This window comes from uncultured Kordia sp., from assembly GCF_947489565.1.
GTDB lineage: Bacteria > Bacteroidota > Bacteroidia > Flavobacteriales > Flavobacteriaceae > Kordia.
This window is the reverse complement of record NZ_CANLEA010000004.1, coordinates 54552-77050: the sequence shown is the minus strand read 5'-3', so window position 1 is coordinate 77050 and position 22499 is coordinate 54552. Positions and strand designations below refer to the sequence as shown.

Genomic DNA, 22499 nt, shown 5'->3' with positions numbered 1-22499 from the left:
GCTACCCAATATTTGGATAGCCTCTTAGAAAAGTATTTAACAACTAACGCTCTAGTTCTTGATGAACTTTTTGATTGTACTAGCATTTTGAGCGTAAATCTTCAAAAAGTACATTCCGTTTTGTAAACTACTTACGTCTACTTTATCAAAATTGTTATTTTCTTTAGAAAGTATCAATTGCCCATTCAAATTGTGAATTTCTGCTTTTACCAAATCAGTATTTGCATTTGTGATGTGAATGATATCTTTTACAGGATTTGGATAGATAGAAAGTGCAGCTAATTCGTTTGTTTCTTCTACGGAAAGTGTTGAAAAATCAAAGGAAGACATTCCCGAAACTGCTGTAGCATTCGGATCTACTACATTTACGAATTCTGCCATTCCGTTATCTACCATATCTGCTTGCATAAAGCTTTTTAATGGCGTTATTGTAGTCGCTAAAGCAGAATTATTCTCTAAAATATACATGCTTCCAGATGTTGGTGCTCCATTAATTTGAATGGTCACAATATTGGAAGTTGTGCCAGTAGATGGAGCAGTCAAAGAAGCTGGACTTCCTAAGGTTTCTGTTATTAAATACCCATCAATAGTTGGTTGTGCAACATTTGTTCCGTCAAAAAAGGTTGCAGAAGCAGCGCCACCTAAAGAAGCCGTAACACTCCCAGTAACACCATCTGGTAGGATGATGGTGAAACCATAACTTTGGACAGAAGTCGCAAAATTATTTGAACTCGTATTTGGAACTGCTGCAATGGTAAAACTATATGAACCGTTGTCAATTAATGTGTATGTATATCCGTCTTGTGCGTTTGCTTTATATGTACATAATGCAATGATGGCTAGAATTAAGATTGTTATTTTTTGTGTTTTCATAATAGTATAACTTGTCTTTTTTGTTTGTAGGTTTATTGTTGTATTAGATTTTCTGGTAATTGTTCTATGATTTCATAGGTACTAAAGTTTAGGAAATTTCCAGGATGCGCTAATACGTTTTGTAGAATAAATGGTGTGTCAGGATTAGTTCCTGAATACTGAATGATTCCATCCATATTGGCATCATTTGCATTATAGCCTGTAACGCTATAAGTTGGGAAATTCAAGAAGTTTCCTGAGTCATTGAGTACTTCCGATAATATGGCAGGTGTATCTGGACTCGTACCTGAGTACTGAACAACGGAATCGCTGTTGGCATTTCCACACCACATTCCATATATTTCTACAGGCATTCCGAAATCGGTTTGAGGATTGCTTCCAAATAGTACAGAATTATTAAAGTTTTTAAGATTTACTGTGTTTGTACTACCCGTAATAAATGTCATTGCTGTTCCTGTCATGATTCCCAAATGACTTCGATGATGTACGACTACATAGTAAGTATCTTCTAACGTGAAGAAATCTAATGGAGAAACGCCATCTACAGCTACAACATCGCCATCACGTTGTAGTAGGGCAGAGCGCGCATGCGAAACTGTTGTATTGTTGGTTGCGTCTCGTAATTCTATCCAAACCCAATCGACAATAGCATCATTTCCGGTAACATTAAATACTGTTGCTTCACAGGTAATTGCGTCTGCATACGGACTCGTAGTTGGTAAGTATCCTGCCACACGTAAATCGTCACGCATGAGGTTTTCTTCACCTGTATTTGGATTTAAAGCAGCGCCTTGTAAATACACATCAATTGCTATACTAAAGTCTACTGGACAATTGGTATCGCTAAAACTGGTTTGTACGTCAATACTTGTCCAATTTGTTGTGCTGTAGGTTGCATCATCAACCAAAATACACGTCAAATTTGTATTATCTTCAGCGTTAAAATTAGTTACATTCGTATTTCCACCGCTTTGTACATTAAGGTATGTCAGGTTATTATTTTGTACATTGATTTCATTAAGTAAAGGGTTATTTGATAAATCTAAAGAAGTAATATTATTGATATCTACTCGGCATCTAGAAAGCATAGTATTGGCAGTAAGATCTAACGTAGTAAGATTGTTTCTGTCAATCTGAAGAATGCGTAAGTTGGTTTGATTGCTAAGATCAATACTGGTAATAAGATTTATTTCTACTCTTAAGTCTTCAATTAGAGGATTGTTTGTAATATCTAGCGCAGTCATATTATTGCGTATTGCTTTTAGACTTGTGAGTTGGGTATTATTTGAAAGATCAACTTGATTGATATTATTACCATTTATGTTTAAATTCTCAAGTGCAATAAAGTCTTCTATACCTACAAGACTACTAATGTTGGATTCTCTCACATCTAAACTCGTAACACCCTGAATTAAATCTGTTGGTACTTGTCCATCACCTGAAATATCATCATAACCCAAGGCTTCTAAAGCTGCTTCAAAGTTAGTATCTGGAATGCTAGTATACTCACAGTACTGCGTTTCTATAAAGTTCGTTTGAGTGTCAATACTTGTCCAGTTTGTTGTGCTGTAGGCTGCATCATCAACTAGAATACATGTCAAATTTGCATTACCTGCAGCGTTAAAATTAGTTACATTCGTATTTCCACCGCTCTGCATATTAAGATAGTTTAGATCGTTACCTTGTACAGTTATTTCAATAAGTGAAGGGTTATTGGATAGATCGAGACTCGTAAGATTGTTAGAGTACAATCGGCATCTTGAAAGTAGTGTGTTTGCACTAAGATCTATTGCATTCAGGTTATTTCTGTCTATCTGAAGAATTAGTAAGTTGGGTTGATTGCTTAAGTCGATATTGGTTATGGAATTCACTTCTACTCTGATGTCTTCTATGAGCGGATTATTTGTAATGTCTATAGCTGTTAGGTTATTACTTACCGCATTGAAACTTTTTAATGCGGTATTTTGAGAGATGTCAATAGTAGCAACATTATTGTCGCGAATGTTTAAGTTTTCAAGCATGGTAAAATCTTCAATACCTGTTAAGTCTGTGATACCACTGTTTGAAATATCTAATGTTGTAACATTTTCAATAACTTCAGTCGGTACTTGGCTATCTCCAAAAATGTCATCATAACCTAAAAAGCCCAGTACTGCTTCAAAATTACTATCTGGAATAACCGTATAATCGCAATAATCTGTGGATGTAAAACTTGCAGTAGCATCAATATTAGTCCAGTTAGCAATACTGTAAGCCGCATCATCAACCAGAATACAGGTTAAATTAGAATTGTTAGTTGCATCAAAGCTGGTAAAATTTGTGTTATTACCATTTCTAACATTGAGAGCTGTTAATAAGCTGGCACTACAATCTAAATCGGTCAATGCTATAAGTTGACTCATATCAAGTGTCATTACTTCAGTATTATTACAGTGCAATTTTGTCAAACTTATATTTGTAGAAACGTCTAGTATTTCATAACTATTAAAACCACCATCAAACTCTTGTAATGCTGTCAAACCATTAAGATTTATAGTTGTAATTCCATTTGCTTGGCAATTAACTTTGATTAAGTTGGTATTTGCGCTAAGGTCTAATGTAGAAATGAAATTTCCTGCAACGTTTAAATCTTCCAAGGCTGCAAAATCTTGAATTCCAGTAAGATCTGCTATCCCCATATTAATCATTGATAAGTTGACTATGCCTTCAATAAGTTCTGTAGGTACTTGTCCATCGCCCGAAATATCATCATAGCCTAAATATTCTAAAGTACCTTCAAAAAAAGCATCTGGAATCGTAGTGTAGCGGCAATATTCTGTTTCTGTAAAATTGGTTTGTGCGTCAATATCTGTCCAGTTTGTGGTACTGTAAGCTGCATCATCCACTTGAATGCATGTTAAATTTGGATTTGAAGTTGCTGTAAAACTTGTTATATTGGTATTGTTACCATTTCTTAGATTGAAGTTAACCAAACTATTCTCTCTTACATCAACTATTCTAAGTGCTGCATTATTCGATAGGTCTAATGCTGTTATACTATTATTTCTAATATTTATTTCTTCTACTAAGGTATTGTTCGAAATATCTAAGCTTGTTAATAGATTACCAAAAATGTCAAGATTAGTCAATGCCGTCATATCACTTACATCTATACTAGACAATTGATTAGACCATAATAACAAATTATTCATCTGATTTAAGCCTGCACCGTTGAAATTACTGATTAAATTTTCACTGGCATTCACAAAGGTTAATGCTGTATTGTTAGAAAGATCTAACGCTGTAAGTTGGTTCTGGTTGCACCAAAGAAATGTCAGGTTTGTTAAGTTAGAAAGATTAATAGTTGTAATAAGATTATTTGTAAAACGTAAAGATCCTAATGCTGTAAAATCCTCTATTCCTGTTATATCTGAAATGGATTGATTTTGAATGTTCAACGAAGTAATATTATCAATTAAAGCTGTAGGAACTTGTCCATCTCCGGAAATATCGTCATAGCCTAAACTTTCTAAAGCTGTTTCAAAATTAAGATCAGGTATGGTTGTATATCTACAGTAATCTGTGGATGTAAAACTTGCAGTAGCATCAATATTAGTCCAGTTTGTCGTACTGTATGTGGCATCATCTACCAGAATGCAGGTTAAATTAGGATTGTTAGTTGCGTTAAAATCGTTGAAATTCGTGTTGTTTCCATTTCGAACATTCAGCGAGGTTAGTTGTGCATTGATAGCAAAGAAATTCGTTAACGACGTGAGATTACTTACATCAATACTTCCTAATGGATTGTTGGAAACATAGACTTTCTCCAATACAGTATTATTCGTAAAGTCAATGCTACTAATGTTGTTGTTTGCCATATCAATATATGTCAAGTTTGTTAAATCTGAAATGTCTAAACTAGTGAATGCGCATTCAGAAATATCTAAACGATCAATGAGTGGGTTTTGTGAAATATTAATACTGCTGAGGTTGGCATTGGTATCCACATTTAAATTGTCTAATAGTGCGTTATTACTAAAATCTAAAGATGTATATAGATTCAATCGTCCTTGAAATCTTGTCAACTGTGTCAACGTACTGAGATCAATTGATGTAAGATTGTTTGTGGATACTAATAATGTCTCCAACGTTATCACTGCGGTGACATCTAAACTTGTGAGTAGATTGTTATTCGCATTTAAGAATGTTAATGCAGCAAAATCTTCTATTCCTGTTAAATCTGCTATGGATAACGAATTGACATCTAAACTTGTAACACCTTCAATTAGTTGCGTTGGTACTTGACCGTCATTAGGAATATCGTCGTAGTCCAATGCTGTAAGTGCTGCTTCAAAATTGGCGTCGGGAATGGCAGTGTAACAACTAGTTTGTCGAAATGTAGTTTGTCCATCGATGTTTGCAAAATTTGCTGTAGCAAAAGTAGGATCGTCAACGGCTATACATTTTAAGTTTGCATTATCTCTTGCATCAAAACTAGTAAAATTGGTATTGTTTCCGTTGGCAATATTTAAACTGATTAATTGATTGCCTCTCACATCCAGACTTGTTAGCGCTGTAAGTGCTGATACATCTAAACTAGTTAAATTACTTCCACTAAAATCAATGCTTGATAGATTTGTTAGGTTCCCAAATGTGATAGAAGATAGATTAGTTTGGTTAGCGATTAAGTCTTCTAATATAATATTTGTGCTCAGATTCAAAGTAGTTAATGAAGCACAATCTTCTACTATAAGTTGTTCCAATTGGGTATTTCCTGATACGTCCAAACTCGTCAAAGAGGCGTTGGCTTCCGCATCTAAAATTCCAAGATTGGTGAGTGTAGTTAGTGATACAGTTGTCAAATTATTGTTGGAAACATTTAGTTCTGTCAATGCTACAAAATCCTCAATTCCTGTGAGATCAGAAATATTTTTGCTGCTAACATTTAAGGTTGTTAGGGTTTCGATTAAGTCAGTAGGCACTTGTCCATCACCAGAAATATCATCATATCCTAGCGTTTCTAAGGTTGCTTCAAAATTGCTATCAGGAATCGCAGTATAATCGCAATAGTTTGTAGTAGTGAAGTTTGTTTGACTATCATTATACACAGTTGCAGTAGTCAATACATTTAAATCATCCACTAAAACACATTCTAAATTTGAGTTGAATCGTATATCAAGCAAGGTAATAACAGAATTATTTCCGTTTTGTAAGTTTAAATAGGTAAGATCATTGCTGCTTATATTCATAGAACTTATAGCAGTATTTGTAGATAAGTCTAAACTAGTCAATGAATTAAACTGTAATGTTAATTGCGTAAGATTTGTTAACCCATCAAGATTTAAGTTTTGAATGTTACAGTCTATTGCCAATAAGGTTTGTAGCTGTGCATTATTGCTGAGGTCTAACGTGTTGATGTTATTATTTGTAATCTGAAGTGTTGTGAGTGATTCAAAGTCTTCTATTCCACTTAAATCTGTGATGGAAGCATTCATGACATCCAAACTGGTGACTCCTGAAATTAATACTGTAGGTACTTGGCTATCGCCTGGCGTATCATCATACCCTAATACATTTAAAGCTGACTCAAAGTTGGCGTCAGGAATAGCTGTATAATTACAATAGGTTTCTGTGGTAAAATTTGTTTGACTGTCAAAAATGACATTAGAATTATTCAGTAGGTTTAAATCGTCAATTTGAACACATTGCAAATTTGGGTTGGAGCGTAGATCTAACTCAGAGATCGCACTATTATTTCCATTTTTGAGATTTAAATTATCAAGATTATTACTACTAAGGTCAATAACATTTAGTGCTGAAACTGTAGACAAATCTAAACTTGTAAGTGTATTATTTGCTAATAGTAACTGTGATAAATTTGATAATCCAGTAATGTCAATAGTTTGAATACTGCAGTTTTGCGCTTCTAAATTTTGCAAAAAAGTATTATTGGTAAGATCTAATTGTGTTATTGAATTGCCATCAACAGTAAGATTCATAAGTGCCACAAAATCTTCAATTCCTGTCAAGTCTTGAATAGAAGCATTCATAATGTTTAAATCACTTATTTGAAAAATCAATCCTGTAGGCACTTGTCCATCATTTGGAATATCGTCATAGCCTAAATTTTCTAATGCAGTTTCAAAATTAACATCGGGAATAGCTGTGTAACAACTAGTTTCAGTGAAGTAGAGGTTAGGATTGCCGTTTGAAAAATTTGACTCAGCAAAGATTACATCATCTACAAGTATGCAGAAAAGATCAGGATTGTTATCAATATTGAGACTTGCAATATTCGTGTTGTTTCCATTTTTAAGATTGAGAATACTTAACATATTGTTTTCTGCTTCCAGCGTAGTAAGATTGGATAGATTACTCACATCTAATTCGGTGAGCATATTATTATTTAGAAACACTTGTGACAACATCGTATTATTCGTTACATCAATGCTCAGGAGATTGTTATTCGTGAGGTTTAAAGTTTGCAACTGACTATTATTACTCAGATGTATACTTGTAAAAGTATTATCCTGTAACGAGAGCTCCATCAAACTGCCATTATTACTCAGGTCTAACATATTAAGGTTATTATCATCTAGCTGTAACTGATTCAGATTACTATGAGTAGAAACATCGAGTATACTCAATCCGTTATTTTTCGCTTGAAATGCAAATAGATTGGAAATGCCTGTTAAGTCAAGATCAGTTATGGAATTGTCATTTATGTTTAAATTCTGTAAATCTCGAAACGCTTCTATACCAGTTAAATCAGAAATATTTTGGTTGCTTATATCTAAATCGATGATAGTTTCAATAGTAGCAGTTAGCACTTGACCATCATTTGGAATATTATCATAGCCCAAGTCTTCTAAAGCCGATTCAAAATTTGAATCCGGAATTGAAGTGTACGTTTGCGAATAATTTGAAATAGTAAAAAATGTAAATAAAAGTAGGTGTAGTAATTTAGTTTTCATATTCCATCAATTTTTATGTGCTGACTTGTGATAGTCATTTTTTTAGTTTGTTAAGTTTTTCTTTGAGTTGATTTAATTCTGTTAAATGATTTTTCAAAAACATATACTGATGTTTGAGAATATTCAAACACGTTGTTTTTTTGTTTATACTTTTATGTTTTGTCTTTTTGCTCATTAACTGAATTCATTTGTATAGTATGTACATTAGCATATAGCGCGAATGACCTATAACTCAAAAGTAGAATAGGAAAGAGGAATTGTCCCTATTTTCATAGGTAACAAATGAGGTAACAAAAAATTAATGTATTGACTTACAGTGAATTAATGTAGTCGTCGAGACCTTGCTCTGTAGTTAAGTTGAGCTTCTTTTTGATGCGAATGCGTGACATTTTCACGGCATCTATAGAGGTATTTCTTAAATTCGCTATTTCTTTTCGGCTTAATCCTATGCGTGCCAACGAACAAATTTCTATGTCTGTCTTACTGAGTTCAGGATGTAATTCTTTGAGTTTTTTGATAAACTCAAAATTAACTTGCTCGATGTTTTGTTTAATGAGTAAGAGTTTTGCATTATCTGCCTTATTGGCTTTTAAATCGGCAATAATACTTTTTAGTGTAATGCCTTCTTTTTCATTAGATAGTTTTTGAAGATTCTCAGCAATACGCTCCTTAGATTTTATGTGTTGAATAGTTTCCGTCAATAATTCATTAATCTCCTCCGTTTTTGTGGCAACCTTATTATTGAGCAGAATATTTTGATAGGCTTGTTCTTTTATTTTTTGTCGGTTTCGCAAGTAGAAATAGGCAATGGCAATCATAAAAATTGAAACAATCGCTACAATAAGTGTATTACGTTTTGTTGTTTCTATCTGTAGTTGCTGAATTTTTGCATCCTTTTCCAAAAGCTCACGTTGCTTACGTTCGGCTTCAAATTGCGATTGATAAAACAGAAATCTATTGTTCTTTTGGGCACTGTTCATGGAGTCTGACAGTTTTTTATTGTAATCTTTTAACTCAATCGATTTCAAATATTGCCCATTTTTTTTGTAGATATCAGCCAATTTAGATCTTGCCTTTATTTGTGAGTTTAATCGATTTGTATTGGTAGATGCCACTAATGATTGTAAAACTGGTATGAGTTTTTCTTCATTCTCGATGAGTTGATAATAGGCGGCTTTCGCTTCTAAAATATCATTTTGAATATATTTTGAAACATTGTCGCTGTCTGAAATTAGTAATAAAGCATCCATCAATTCTTTTGCGGTTGTTTTATCTTTCTTTCCACATGCATAAAATAGTTTATAGATGGTGGCAAATGATTTCGAATATTCTTTTAGTGATTGACTATCTGAACTATCCTTTATCAAAATGAAAGCATCTATGTTTACCTTCATTTTTTCATAATCACCAAGTTTATAATAACTATTAATATTTTGTCCAATAAGCTGAGCTAATGAAATATAATCCTTATCATTTCGAGCCTTTTTTATCAATCGTTCACGTATGGTAATGCTTTTTTCGATAAACCCATTTTTATTGTATAACGAAGTCAATTCAGCTCCAGCTAAAATGGCATATTGCTGATCGCCTAACAATTCATAAAGGCTTGAAGCTTCTTTATAACTATCTAGTGCTTCTAAAAACTGATTATTGTCAGACGCTGCTTGTCCTTTAAAAAACAAAGCATCAGCCGCAAAAATGGAGTCTTTTGATGCCATAAATAAAACTGTGGCTTTGTCATAATCTTTGATGGCTTCTTCATAGTTTTCCTGATCGTAAAAAATAGCAGCGCGCTTTAAGAGTACATGTGCTTCGGAGCTTTCTTTTTTAAAAAACGGCTTAAAATGCAGTATAGAATCACACCATTTTTTGGCTTTAGTAGCTTGGTCTTTATAAATGTAAAATTGAATTAAGAATCTTGATTTTGAAGCCATTAAATCAAATTCTTTAAGGTTTTTTGCTAAGGTTAGATACGCTTTAAGATATGATTCTTGTTCTGCATTATTATTGCGAACTAATTCTTGAGTTAAGTCATCAAGTACGGTTATTTTTTTTAGATCATCAGTAGTTTTTTCTAAAACTGTTTTAAGCGAATCTATCTTGGATTGTGAAAATCCAATACTAATGGTACAAACGAGAACGAGAACACAAACTACTTTTTTTAGCATACCTCAATTTTTTACAAAATAAAGAAAAAACTAAGAACCAAAAAAGGTAACAAATAGGTAACATCTTCATAAAATTGCTATGAGTTGATTATTTTTCAGGTTTTTTTAAGAGTCTGGCGTAAATTGAGAAAAGCAATGTAACTACAGTTATTGCTTTCTGAAATAACAATATTTGATAAAAATAATTTGATTTAAATTTTAGATGACAGAGAACATTTATTACAAAAAATGGTATCAAACCTGAAAAAATAAAAAGCACCTTTTTCAATCACCGTTTCGCATCGAAAAGCATCGTTATCTATTACCTATTATTCGTATTTAAAGTACACAGAATTTTGTTTAAAGATCTTGTTTGGTGGTGTTGTAAGTCCTTCGTAAAATAACTGTATTTTGATCTTGAACGATAATTGTTCATCTCAATATCACATATAAATAACAAGCTATATTTCAACTCATTATAATAGAATTTATTTAGTTTTTTACTTCTAAAATTGCTAAATTGATGAGAAATTACAAGTTTATGAATTAGGTTCTTTTTTAAAATAGTTTTTAATTCCCATTGCAATCCATCTGTGTTAGATGGTTTTATAAAAATAAGTGTAGCTGTAGTAATTAACCATTCGACCTTTTCTCTCCAGTCAATTTCTTCAATATATAATCTTGTGGCTCCTAAATAAGGGAATTCTTCATTGGGTCTACCTACAGTAATTAAAAGTTTATCTGGTAATGCATCTGCAATTTCAGATTCTAATGTTTTTCCTGTTATTTCATACACATCATATATGTTTGCGCCGCTTGGTAGATATTTTTCACCATCTTCTTCAAATGCTCTTAGATAAAGATAAAAAGGCTTGTTCTCTTCTTTAATTTTTGTAAATGAAGTAGTTTTTAATGCCTTTCGTTGATTTAGAACATTATACTTATCATTCAATCCCAGCAATATGAAAATTATAAGAATAGAAGGAAACATGATAGCAGATATAACAGTAATCATAATCTTATTGTTGAAATTCTTACTGAAGTAAAAATGAAAATAGACAGCAATGTTATGAAAATAGCAATATATAAGCTGTTTCTATACCATCTTAATTTATTGGCCACATCATTAAGAAGTGTCTTTTCCATAATATTTTTAGAAAGATTCTTCTTTGAAATTGCTTTTTTATACTTTCGATTAAGTTTAGCTGCTGCAATTATTATTATAATTATGAATGTGATTAATTTTAAAGAGACGAGTAGTAGCATCATAGTTTTTACATTAGATTTCTCTATTTATTGCAACTTTTTTAGTTTTTCAAGCATGTGTGTCAGTTTTTCTTTTTGTTCTTTATAACTGTTTAAGGCAAAATCAACATTCGATATCTTAGAAGCTAGCGCGATGTATTCTTGTTCTTTTTGTTCATTAGAAACTCCAAGATAAGCTTCGGCTAATGTTAGATATATCCAGACTTTATCGCCTCTTTTTTCAAAATATTCAGTGTTTATTTTTTTCTCCCATTTCTGAATGATTTCTTTCCAAATCTTAATTGCTTGTCCGTAGTTTGCATAACGACTTAGCTTTTTGTTTTTACTGATAGACGCCTTCCATATGTATAAGAATGCAACATTTATTCCCACATAATAATCTTGTACTTGATTTATATAATAACCACGTTCATAATAATGCAACGATTTCGTAAGATATTTTTCTTCTTTTAATTCTTGATATAGTCTTTTATATATAGCGCCTAGAAGTCCTAAAGTTTCAGGATCGGTAGTCTCTTCAGGCGAAAGAGCTTTAAGTATTTTTTGAGCTTTCCACAAACTATCAACAACATTGGGAACTTTAGATTTATATGTGTTTAAAGCTAATTGCTGAATAATAAAACTATCATGTTTGTTAGGAACTTGTTTCAGTGCTTGGTTCAGATATTTTATAGCTGAAGTATGTTTTCCTTTATTTTTTTTACTTTCTGCAAGATCAATTAGTTCAGATATCGAATCTGGTTTGTTCAAGCTCTCTTTTATCTCTCTCATTTCTTGTTTTGTAAAACTTGGCGGATTTAGTGCAGGTAGAAAAGTATATACAGGACTATCAGTTTCAAGAGGTTTATTCTCTAAATTGAGAATTAAATTTTTCAAATATTTTTTAAAATTTTTAACAGACTTAGCAGCTAAAAATTTACCAAAATGTTTGTATTTATGGATTTTTACATGACTTAAGTTGAAAGGGATTGTAAGTTTGTCCTCGGCAATGATAATTGTTGTGTTTGGTCGTAGAGCATGTCTTACACCAAGTTCATATACAGCATTGGCGTTCAAGGTTGAAATATCAGCTAAAACATAGTCAGATTTTAAAATATATTCATACATTTTATAATCAATAGTTCCAGTTTCTTTTAAGTCAGAAGATCGGAAGCACTCAATTTTGAGTTTGTTAAATGTAGGTTTTATTATTTCGGTAAAAGTTTCGTCTAAGTTTATAATTCTTTTTGTTTCTGGATCTGGTTTTTTTCCATATCCCATAATCACAAAGCATGTTTTTTTCATAATATTTAACGTTTAAAAAGTTTTATATTTCTAGAGATACCTTCATCTATTTGTATTCCTTTTTCAATAATATATTTTACTTTATCGATGTGAAGGTCAATAACTTTTAAATACTCGGTTCTATCCTGTTGGTTGTGAGTTAGCATTTGTTCTGTAATAACGAACCTGTGAATGATTAAAAAAAGAATATCTATTGCAGCAATGGGCAAACTAGGAATATTATCTTTTCTGCTTTGATAAATCTTTATAGGAAAAGCATTAGAATATTTCATGTAGTTTGATACATAAAGAAAGCCTTTATCGCCACCAAAAGGTCTAAGAATAACAATTTCAATTTCATTAACATTTGAAGTTTTCTTTTTTTCAAATAATTCAGTAGCATATACTATTTCACTCTCATACCCAGTTATAGATACTCTTGGACAATAAATGATTTCTTCATGATTGATTGGAATGATTGAGATTGGAGTTGTTCCTTCAATAAATGCAGAATACTTTTTTACATCAAGTTTTCTAATATACTTTTGAACTTCTATTGCATGCTTATAATAACCCGCATTAAAATCTTCCATGAACTTAAATGCTTTTTTGTAATCATTCACTTTAAATTCAATTTTTAAAAATCCAGAAGCAGATTTTAAGCCTTTAGTTTCTTTTTTAGAAGGTTCGGTTGTTCGATCACTTATGGTAGAACATTTAACTTCAGAGAGAAAAACCTTAAGATTTTTTATCATATCCAAATCGGCATTATCTTTTTCAAAATAAATTGATAAATAACCTGGACTTGCTTGTGATTTATCAATCCATTCAAACACAATGTTCTTAATATTTTCATTATGAACATCTTGTGAGTCAAATGTTGTATATATAAAGGCTTTGATATTGGTTGGAATTTTTTGTTCCAAGCTATTTTGTAATAATATCAAAATCGGCTTTCCTAATGCTAATAAGTAACCTATTTCTAAGAAGGTATTAGGATTAAAATTATTATCTGTTTTGGGTGTTAAATTGTCAATAATTACGACTCCAAAACTACAATGCTCCATATATGTTTTTATGTTTTCCCATAGTTGTATATGGAAAGTGTACTCCAATGCATCGACAATTTTTAGGCCTTTTTCTAAAAAACAGTCTTTTACTAACTCGACTAACTGATTCCGGTCTGGACGATTTTCGAATTTACGTATTAAGAACCCTATTTTTCCGCTACCAAATTGTGATTCAAAGATTGATTTTTTCATAGAAATCTATTATTACAATATTTATATTCTATTTGTAATGCTCAACTTTAACCTCTCTTTTAGCTGGCTTTGAACCCATTTTATAAAGCAATTCTTTATTTTTAGACTGGGTCATATCTCTTGAAGAATGAACCTGACTTTCCATCAAGTCCTTAAAACCTAAATAAATGAACTCATTATCATCTAATAAGACATTGTATTTGATATAGTGCAGTCAAGGTGTAGTCGTCAAATTATCATATTTAAAATCTCCTATTTCTCTAGTCAATGTACTAGTGATACTACCAGATTTATTCTTTGATTAAATATCTTCAGTCTTAAATGATATAAAGCATTCTCACTTCATATAGTCTTAATAATTTATACAAAGATGTAGTAAATGATAACTCTGGTCAATCATTGGAAATGCTGTATTTATATCCTCAGAAATGAGGAGAGAAATACCTATGTTTTGACGATTGTATGATAGCTAAAAAGAGAAGAGATTTGTAAAGAATTTCTAAACGTAATGCAATATGAAACAAAATTACAAGAGTAAAAACAAAACTAAAAAGCAACAAAAGGAACCACAAGAAATGACTTTTGTTGATGAAAATGAAACGGGACAAATAGATCTTATCGACAATACGGGTAATGATGGAGGTGGTAAAACAAGACCAGACCCACCAACTAAAAACTCACAAGATCCTCCTAAAAGAGTAGTTGTCGACGGAGATTAATGTTACAAAAGAACATTAGATGATGTAAACGTAGATTTTTCTTACCTTAGTAGAAAGATGTACGTTTATTTTTTTGAAAAAAAATGCTTAAACACCATTACTTTAATACCTAGATATCAAAATATGTATTTTAAAATAAATCAAAGCCTGCACACTATTTTTTTGATTACTGCTATGTTTTTTGTTGTACAAATAAGCTTTGGTCAACATACTGATATATTTGAAGAATTGAAAAATAAGAAAGATGATACCACTAAGGTTAATTATCTAAATGGGCTTGCATCTAAATATAAATATACAGACTCTATCGCACGTTTTTATGCTAGTGAAGCAAAACGAATTAGTGAAAAAATTTCATACAGTAAAGGTTTGTCAAAAAGTCTCTACAGGTTAGGTTCTTTAGAAAAAAGGAAAGAGAACTATCAAGAGGCCGAAACCTATTATCTCGCTTCTCTAAACATTAGAGAGAAGAATAAAAATTTAAGAGGAATCGTTTTTACAAACATTCAATTAAGTCAAGTTTATCAAGAAATGAGAGTGTATGAGAAGGCTATACAACATGGAAAAGGAGCTTTAGAAACTTGTTTGCTAATTAATGATGAAGAAGTTCTCGCATTAACGTATCATGTCTTGGCTACTATTTATGAAGATGTAAATGACTATTCAGCATCTTTAAGAGCATATCATAATAGTATAAAAATCCATGAAAAAATGGGAGATGAAGCTAGCTTAGCAGATTTATATTTAAGCATAGGAAAATTATATACTACCTTAAAAAAGAAACATCAAGCTAGAGAATACTTAAATAAAAGCGAGTTTTTAAATAAGAAATTAAAAGACTATTCATCGTTGGCTAGTATTTATTTGAGTATGGGTGTAAATTTTGCGGAGGAGAAAAAACTTGACAGTGCTCTTATTTTTTATCACAAAAGTTTATCTATCAAAGATTCCTTGAATTTAAATAGTAAAGAAGCTATTTATAACAACATAGGTGTAGTGCATCAGGAAAAAGAAGAATTTGAGTTAGCAGAAGAGTTTTTTCTAAAAAGCATTGAAACTGCTAAAGAAAATGATAATGAAATTCAACTTTTAGATACATATCTAAACTTAGGAATTATTAATAGAAAACAAAATAAAAATCAAGAAGCTCTAAAATTTTACAATCAAAGTTATGCATTGGCAAAAAAGTATAATAAAGATTTAGATCGATTGAATATTCTAATGGGAATTGCAGAAACCTATGAGCATTTAGGCGATTATAAAAATGCCTCTTTGTTTAATGAGCGACATATTGAATTGAGAGATAGTATTGATATAAAATTTAGGAATGCAGAGCTGTATGAAAAAGAAAAAGAGAAAAATGATTTTTTACTTAAGGAGAAAGAAGTAGAAGAACAAAAAAGTAGGCGAAAAGACACACAGATGTTTGCGCTAATAGGAGGAATCGTTTTATTGGCTTTATTATTTTTTGCTGTTTTTTATGCGTATCGATCTAAAAAAGAAAAAGAATCTGAAATTCAGAAAAATATTGAATTGCTAAAAAAGCAGGAACTGAAATCTATCAAAGCAATGATTAGCGGACAAGAAAGTGAACGCAAACGAATTGCTCAAGATTTACACGATCGTTTGGGAAGTATGCTTTCTATGGTGAAACTCAATTATAAATCGATAGAAGATAATTTAGATAAGCTAAAAGAAGAAAATAGAAAACAATATACACAAGCAAATGCGTTATTGGACGAAGCTTGTAATGCAGTAAGGGAAATTGCACATAATATGGTTTCTGGCGTATTGACAAAGTTTGGTTTGGTTGCAGCCTTAGAAGATCTTAAAAATACAATACAAGGAACCAATACATTTCAAATTGAAGTCATTACACACGGACTTGACGATAGACTTGAAAATAATCTTGAAATGGAACTTTATGGAATTACGCAAGAACTCATTCATAATGTTATAAAACATGCAAAAGCTAAAGAAGTAATTGTGCAACTGGTAAAGAGAACAAGCGAAATTAATTTGACCGTAACTGATGACGGAATTGGCTTTGAAAATTCTAAAAATAATGCATCAACAGGTATGGGACTAAAAGGGATTGAATCTCGGGTAGATGCTTTGAAAGGCATCTTTCATATTGATTCAAATAAAGGAAACGGGACTACTATTAATATAGATATTCCCATCTAAATAAATTTTATCATCAATTAAAAAAACACATGAAAAAAGTTAAAGTAGTCATTGCTGACGACCATCAAATAGTTATTGATGGATTAAAATCATTATTAAATCAAGAAGAAAGTATTGAAATCGTAGGCGAAGCGTTGAACGGTAATGAAGTCTTAGAAATTCTTGAAAAAACGGAAGTCGATTTAGTTGTACTCGATATCGAAATGCCTTTGTTATCGGGGATTGAAACAACAAAAAAGATTAAAGAAAAACATCCAAATGTTAAAGTACTTATTTTATCAATGTACAATACAGAGAAATTTGTTCGGAGTGTTATTGAGATTGGAGCTGATGGTTATATCCTCAAAAACAAAGGAAAAGAAGAACTTGTGTTGGCAATAAAATATATCATTGATGGCGAAGAGTTTTTTGGTAGGGAAGTAGAAAAAACATTCAGATCAAGTCAACGCAAAAAAGATAACGAATTAAAAAATGTAAAACTTACTAAAAGAGAAATTGAAGTTTTAAAACTCATCGCATTGGGGAAAACTACACCAATAATTTCGGAAGAACTTTGTATTGCACACAGTACAGTAGAAACCCATAGAAGAAACTTGATTGAAAAGACAGGTGTCGATGGAGGTTCTAAAGGATTGGTTCGTTATGCTTTTGAAAAAGGATATATGTGATATAAATTTGGGTATGTGAAGGAATATAAAATCCATCGAAACTTCGATGGATTTTTATAGTTTATGCATATATTATATCCTCAGAATTGAGGATAAAAAGTATCTGAGAAAATCAACATTAATGATGTTTTCTTCTAGTTACTATTGTAGGAGATTTGTAGTGTACAATTTAAAAAACAACTACGCTTATGTCACTACAAATACAATATTCAAAAACAATCGCAAAAGAGCTTGGTAAAGTAGCTGTTTATCTTCCCGGAGAAAAAATTCAAGTTGGCGATATTGTCCAATTCCCACACGGAAAAGGAATCTTCAAAATAGCTCCTTTTGGGAGCTTCAAAAAAATTACCGACTTGAAAAGTTTAGATATAACTTGTGATATAACTTCTGATTCAGAAAGCGCAGATTCATATCAGTTTACAAGTAAAAATGTTGTTGAGATAGACACAAATTTAGGAGGAACTATAGATACAACACTGAAAAAAACACCTAAGGGAAGTGGAAAACTACAATTATCATTTTCAAAAAAAGGATCTATATTTTTTCATGCACTTGAATGTACAAAGCAATCCTTAAATAATATTCATAATCTAGAGAGTGAAATCAATGATAACGGTAAACAGTTAGTTTGGGATGATACGTATCTGGTTACAGCTGTAACCGTAGCAAAAAAAGCTATGGTCGTACAATCTACTTCAAAAGACTTTCAATTAGAACTTGGCGGAGATATCAAAAACATTAAGTCTGGAGCGTTGGGATTAGACGTAGCTGCAAATATTAACATCACCAAGAAAAAAGGAAGTGCTTTTATCAAAGAATGGTCTGATGATGTTACAGTTTTTGTAGATGTGATGCGTTTCAAAAAGAAATTTTTCCAAAAAGATGGCCTTTTTGATAACGATTCTTTACTACTAGACAATGATGATTCCTATAAATTGAAATTAGAGTCTGTAGATTTAAAACAATACCTAAAATGAGTAAATCAATTATAAAAAACGGCGCCATGAGAAGAGCATTAATAGTGGGAATTAATCATTACGAAAGAGGTCCGTTAGACGGATGCATTAATGATGCGAAAAATATGTTTAAGGTCTTAAATCGTCATGAAGATAATAATGTAAATTTTGATTGCAGATTAATGATTTCAAAAGATACACACAATCCTAAAACACAGATTACAACCAGAAGATTAAAGAAACAGATATACAATTTACTATATCAAGAAGCAGAGATTGCGGTGTTGTACTTTTCAGGTCATGGTAATACTAATGACATTGGGAGCTATTTGGTAACTCAAGATGCTGAAAAGTATCAAGAAGGTGTTTCACTTGACGAAATCATTACGATGGCGAACTCATCAAAAGTCCGTGAAGTTATTTTAATTTTAGATTGTTGTCATAGTGGACATTTGGGGAACTCAAAAGAGCTTGGCGGGCGCAAAGTAATATTGCGTGAAGGCGTCTCTATATTAACATCTAGTAGGGACACGCAGTATTCTATTGAAAAACTAAATAACCAAGGACTATTTACGTCTATTTTGTGCAATGCTTTAAAAGGAGGTGCTGCAGATATTTTAGGAAACATCAATGTTTCGGGAGTTTATAATTACGTTGATCAATTGTTAAATACCTGGGAACAACGACCAATATTTAAATCGCATGTTTCAAAAATGGTTTCACTTCGAAAAGCGTATCCGAAAATTAGACTAAAGACACTACGTAAGATTACAGAATATTTTCCAAATGCCAAGTATAATTTTCCATTAGACCGATCTTATGAGGAAGATTTGGGATCTACAGATAGAAAAAATATCAAAAAAATGAAACATCTACGTGAATATTACGCACTTGGACTTTTAGTTCCTGTTGGAGAAAAGTACTTGTACAATGCAGCTAAAAATAACACTTCGTGTAAGCTTAGTAGACTAGGCCGTTATTATTGGAAAATGGTTGATAAGAATAAAATCTAAAAGATGAAAAAGCGTAAAACATTTATCAGTTATTACCATAAAGACGAAGATTATAAAAACAAATTTGAAGAATTATTTGAAGATATCATTGTCAATAAATCTGTACGTGCTGAAGATATCGATGTTAATAATCATGATCAATATACAAAAGAATTAATTCAAAAAGACTACTTGAAAGATGTCACAGTTTTAGTTGTATTAATAAGTCAAAAAACGAGATGTCGAAAGCATGTCGATTGGGAAATAGCTGCGGCGTTAAATCATAAAGTAGGAGGTATTTATGCGGGATTGGTAGGTATCCGATTGCCATCACATTCCGATTATGGATTGGAAGAAAACTATAATCCTAATAATATACCTGATCGTTTAGCTGATAATCTCAAAAAAAATGGAGAAGGATATGCTTCAATTCATGATTGGACGGAAGATATCGAGGAAATGAAGGACATTATCAATAATGCCTTTTACAGACGTACATCTCATGAAGATGAGCGAGTGAATAGTAAAAAACAGATGGATAAAAATTTATGTAATTGAAATGAATAAAAGACTCAATTGTTTTATAAGTTATTATCATAAAGATGATTTCAAATATGTAAAAAAAATAAGAGAAATATATCAACTTATAAAAGTCTCTGATTATGGACTTGATAGAGATATTAGTTATAGAGATGAAGAACAAATTTACGATAGAATTAAATATAGAATGAATCATTGTTCTGTAACGATTGTTTTGATAGGAAAGAATACAGGAAGGAGAAAATGGGTAGATTGGGAAATATGGGCTTCTTTAGAAGGATATCGTAATAAGAATGTTCGGTTTAGAGAAGGATTCAGACCTAGTGGAATTTTAGCCATCTTTCTTCCAGGAATAAAAAAACATAGTATACCAAAGCGCCTTCAGGATAATATTGACTCAGGATATGTCGTAAAAATGGATTGGAACAGTGTTCTCGATACTAAAAATCTAATTAGGAAACTAGTAATAGCGAACCGTATGAGAAAAAATACTTCTCTCATAAATAACACTAGAAATAAAATGAAGAATAATTCACATTGGTTATTGGAGTTGTTTGATTTTGAGTATTGATAATCAAATGTTTACTCTTAAAATTTAGAATATAAAAAGCGAATATTTATTACAAAAAGCAATAATAATTTAATATCAATTCTTTTATGGAAGAACAATTACATAACAAACATATTGCATTAAGATCAATAAAAGAAAAAATGCTTACGGCAAGAGAACAAATATTAATAGGTTCATGTTGGTGTATGGATGATGAAATTTTAGAATTATTAATAAGGCAATCAAAAAAAGGGATACTAATTAAATTATCTATTGATGAAAATAGCTGGGAGCAAAAAGTGAAACTGTTAGATTTTGATGACAATTTTAAAGTGTCAATTTTTAAAAATATAAATGATCAAGGTTGGAATCGAGATTTTTGCTTAATAGACAGAGAGATTGCTATCTATGCCTCTACAAACTGGTCTTTTCATAATAAAAATAATTATTCAGGAGGTGTAACCATTTCTCATAGAAAAGATATTATTGAGAAATTCATAAATGAATTTAATGTGTTTTTTGTGAGAAATATATCAAAAAATATTTCATCTACACCTAAAAGAGGATTATTTGGTTGGCTAAAAGGTGTATATAGGAGAATTGATGAAGAAGAGCTAGAACAAGAACAGGATAAAGAATCACTGTTAGAAAGTTCTAAACGTAAAGCGGATAAAATTTCTGAAGGTATAACTGCAATAGATGAAGTCTTAGACTCAATTGTAATTACAGATATAGAAAGCTTTAACAAAAATGAACTATTATTGGCTGGAGCTGAAAGTGCACAGAGAGTCAGAGGTAATCCAGATACTCTATCAAAAATAATGGATTCACTTTATAATATTTTTTTGTGTAGTATAAATAACAATATCAAGCAAAAAGAAGATTTAAAAACAAAAATTAATTTAAAAGTAGCAGAATTAACCAATAGTTTTTCTAAATATTCAAATGGAGAAATAGCAACAAAAGAAAGTGAAATAACTGCAAAAAAGAAACAGTTTCAAATAGAATTAAATCATTTGGACACTGAAATCGAGAAAATAAATTTATCAGTAAAAGATCTGGAGAGTAATAAAATTCCTCAAAAAGAGATTGAGATTAAAAAAATTGAAGAAGAAAAACTAAAGTTGGATATTGAAAAAATTCCTCGTCCACCTAAAAAACGATATGCAATAATAAAGTATTTAATATATCCAATAGGGTTATTTGTAATCTCCTTTTTATTTTATGCTTCTAGTGCGTATATATTATTGTATGCCAAACAAGATTATGAAAATTATAGGTTTACGCCTAATTTTTTTAATTCAGATTTCTTTCAACTAGCAATAAATAGACAAGGTTTGGCCATTTTTTATATTCTTGTTTTTAGTGTAATTCCGTTTTCATTAGCTCACTATGCAGATCGTACAAAAAACAAGTTATCTAAAGTGATTTCTTATTTAACAATAATATCCTTAGATAGTCTAATATCTTATAAAGTTAAAAATTCAATTGATACTATCAGAGAACTTAATGATGGTATTGAAAGGGCTATTAATTTAGAATGGTGTTTAGAATTTTTCTTTATTTTCTTTTTTGGATTTGTACCACTAATAATGTTTGTGAATGCAGTATCTAGGCTGAAAAAATACATAAAGGATAGATTGCCTAGAGAAGAAGAAGAGCAAGCTAAATTAAAGAAAAAACAATTGACAGATGAAATTCTACTACTTTCAAGCGAATTATTTGAATATACAGAAGAAGTTGAAGAATTGAAGAAAAATAAAATTCAAATGATAGAATTACAAAATGAAATAAAAATCAATATTTCATATTTAGATGTAGAACGTCAAGAAGGAATAAATGAACTAGAAATTGAAAAAGAAGAATATATAACGTACATAAAAAAACGAGCAGATATTTATAAGAATGGAATCGATAATAATACGATCTATTTACCTCTAGCAGCTTTTAAGGATAGAATAAGTGTATTTCTTCAAGGATGGGCTGCCTGGTTATATAAAGAGTTTGCGGAAGAAAAGTCTAAAGAGTTATATAATAAAGCCTATAGCATAGTTGATTCTTGGTCAAATGACAATATAAACTTACCTGAAAAAAATATTATTAAAGTAATAAACCCTAAGTAA

General features: G+C 31.1%; 14 protein-coding genes. 8 read left to right on the top strand and 6 right to left on the bottom strand.

Annotation, left to right across the window (positions count from 1 at the left end):
• Positions 1 to 51 precede the first annotated feature (51 nt).
• The 6 genes from Q0845_RS06330 to Q0845_RS06305 form a co-directional block, all read right to left on the bottom strand.
• The gene (locus Q0845_RS06330) at positions 52 to 873 is read right to left on the bottom strand and encodes a T9SS type A sorting domain-containing protein (RefSeq protein ID WP_298510834.1); all 822 of its coding nucleotides are present in this window, start codon (positions 871 to 873) and stop codon (positions 52 to 54) included.
• Between the two features lie 32 nt (positions 874 to 905).
• A complete protein-coding gene (locus tag Q0845_RS06325) occupies positions 906 to 7826 on the bottom strand; it encodes a hypothetical protein (protein WP_298510831.1) in 6921 nt (2306 codons plus the stop codon).
• 311 nt (positions 7827 to 8137) lie between these two features.
• Positions 8138 to 9994: a tetratricopeptide repeat protein gene (locus Q0845_RS06320; RefSeq protein ID WP_298510826.1), complete on the bottom strand. Its 1857-nt coding sequence runs from the start codon at positions 9992 to 9994 to the stop codon at positions 8138 to 8140.
• 301 nt (positions 9995 to 10295) lie between these two features.
• Positions 10296 to 10988, bottom strand: a complete 693-nt coding sequence (locus Q0845_RS06315; protein WP_298510824.1) for a hypothetical protein — start codon at positions 10986 to 10988, stop codon at positions 10296 to 10298.
• Between the two features lie 278 nt (positions 10989 to 11266).
• The gene (locus Q0845_RS06310) at positions 11267 to 12523 is read right to left on the bottom strand and encodes a tetratricopeptide repeat-containing protein (protein WP_298510820.1); all 1257 of its coding nucleotides are present in this window, start codon (positions 12521 to 12523) and stop codon (positions 11267 to 11269) included.
• Between the two features lie 5 nt (positions 12524 to 12528).
• Positions 12529 to 13764 (bottom strand): hypothetical protein, encoded by a 1236-nt coding sequence (locus Q0845_RS06305; RefSeq protein WP_298510817.1) that lies wholly within the window; start codon positions 13762 to 13764, stop codon positions 12529 to 12531.
• A 515-nt stretch (positions 13765 to 14279) separates the two neighbouring features.
• Between Q0845_RS06305 and Q0845_RS06300 the strand changes: the two genes are divergently transcribed.
• The 8 genes from Q0845_RS06300 to Q0845_RS06265 all read left to right on the top strand — a co-directional run bounded on the left by Q0845_RS06300 (position 14280) and on the right by Q0845_RS06265 (position 22499).
• Positions 14280 to 14483, top strand: a complete 204-nt coding sequence (locus Q0845_RS06300) for a hypothetical protein (protein ID WP_298510814.1) — start codon at positions 14280 to 14282, stop codon at positions 14481 to 14483.
• Positions 14484 to 14711: 228 nt separating this feature from the next.
• Positions 14712 to 16670, top strand: coding sequence for a sensor histidine kinase (locus Q0845_RS06295; protein ID WP_298510811.1), 1959 nt, complete (start codon positions 14712 to 14714; stop codon positions 16668 to 16670).
• 29 nt (positions 16671 to 16699) lie between these two features.
• Positions 16700 to 17338 carry a response regulator transcription factor gene (locus tag Q0845_RS06290; RefSeq protein ID WP_298510809.1) on the top strand — a complete coding sequence of 213 codons (639 nt, stop codon included), beginning with the start codon at positions 16700 to 16702 and terminating at the stop codon, positions 17336 to 17338.
• 188 nt (positions 17339 to 17526) lie between these two features.
• Positions 17527 to 18315, top strand: coding sequence for a hypothetical protein (locus tag Q0845_RS06285; RefSeq protein WP_298510806.1), 789 nt, complete (start codon positions 17527 to 17529; stop codon positions 18313 to 18315).
• The gene (locus Q0845_RS06280; RefSeq protein ID WP_298510803.1) at positions 18312 to 19307 is read left to right on the top strand and encodes a caspase family protein; all 996 of its coding nucleotides are present in this window, start codon (positions 18312 to 18314) and stop codon (positions 19305 to 19307) included. The genes Q0845_RS06285 and Q0845_RS06280 overlap by 4 nt, the downstream gene beginning before the upstream one ends.
• Positions 19308 to 19310: 3 nt before the next feature.
• On the top strand, positions 19311 to 19844 hold the full coding sequence (locus Q0845_RS06275) for a TIR domain-containing protein (RefSeq protein WP_298510800.1): 534 nt from the start codon (positions 19311 to 19313) through the stop codon (positions 19842 to 19844).
• 1 nt (position 19845) lies between these two features.
• On the top strand, positions 19846 to 20397 hold the full coding sequence (locus Q0845_RS06270) for a TIR domain-containing protein (RefSeq protein WP_298510798.1): 552 nt from the start codon (positions 19846 to 19848) through the stop codon (positions 20395 to 20397).
• Positions 20398 to 20483: 86 nt separating this feature from the next.
• Positions 20484 to 22499, top strand: coding sequence for a hypothetical protein (locus Q0845_RS06265; RefSeq protein WP_298510794.1), 2016 nt, complete (start codon positions 20484 to 20486; stop codon positions 22497 to 22499).

Bases quoted from the DNA above. Each gene is read 5' to 3' on its own strand.
- Q0845_RS06285 (WP_298510806.1), top strand. From the start codon at position 17,527: ATGTCACTACAAATACAATATTCAAAAACAATCGCAAAAGAGCTTGGT.
- Q0845_RS06280 (WP_298510803.1), top strand. From the start codon at position 18,312: ATGAGTAAATCAATTATAAAAAACGGCGCCATGAGAAGAGCATTAATA.
- Q0845_RS06310 (WP_298510820.1), bottom strand. From the start codon at position 12,523: ATGAAAAAAACATGCTTTGTGATTATGGGATATGGAAAAAAACCAGAT.
- Q0845_RS06305 (WP_298510817.1), bottom strand. From the start codon at position 13,764: ATGAAAAAATCAATCTTTGAATCACAATTTGGTAGCGGAAAAATAGGG.
- Q0845_RS06330 (WP_298510834.1), bottom strand. From the start codon at position 873: ATGAAAACACAAAAAATAACAATCTTAATTCTAGCCATCATTGCATTA.
- Q0845_RS06270 (WP_298510798.1), top strand. From the start codon at position 19,846: ATGAATAAAAGACTCAATTGTTTTATAAGTTATTATCATAAAGATGAT.
- Q0845_RS06325 (WP_298510831.1), bottom strand. From the start codon at position 7,826: ATGAAAACTAAATTACTACACCTACTTTTATTTACATTTTTTACTATT.
- Q0845_RS06275 (WP_298510800.1), top strand. From the start codon at position 19,311: ATGAAAAAGCGTAAAACATTTATCAGTTATTACCATAAAGACGAAGAT.
- Q0845_RS06300 (WP_298510814.1), top strand. From the start codon at position 14,280: ATGAAACAAAATTACAAGAGTAAAAACAAAACTAAAAAGCAACAAAAG.
- Q0845_RS06265 (WP_298510794.1), top strand. From the start codon at position 20,484: ATGGAAGAACAATTACATAACAAACATATTGCATTAAGATCAATAAAA.
- Q0845_RS06320 (WP_298510826.1), bottom strand. From the start codon at position 9,994: ATGCTAAAAAAAGTAGTTTGTGTTCTCGTTCTCGTTTGTACCATTAGT.
- Q0845_RS06290 (WP_298510809.1), top strand. From the start codon at position 16,700: ATGAAAAAAGTTAAAGTAGTCATTGCTGACGACCATCAAATAGTTATT.
- Q0845_RS06315 (WP_298510824.1), bottom strand. From the start codon at position 10,988: ATGATTACTGTTATATCTGCTATCATGTTTCCTTCTATTCTTATAATT.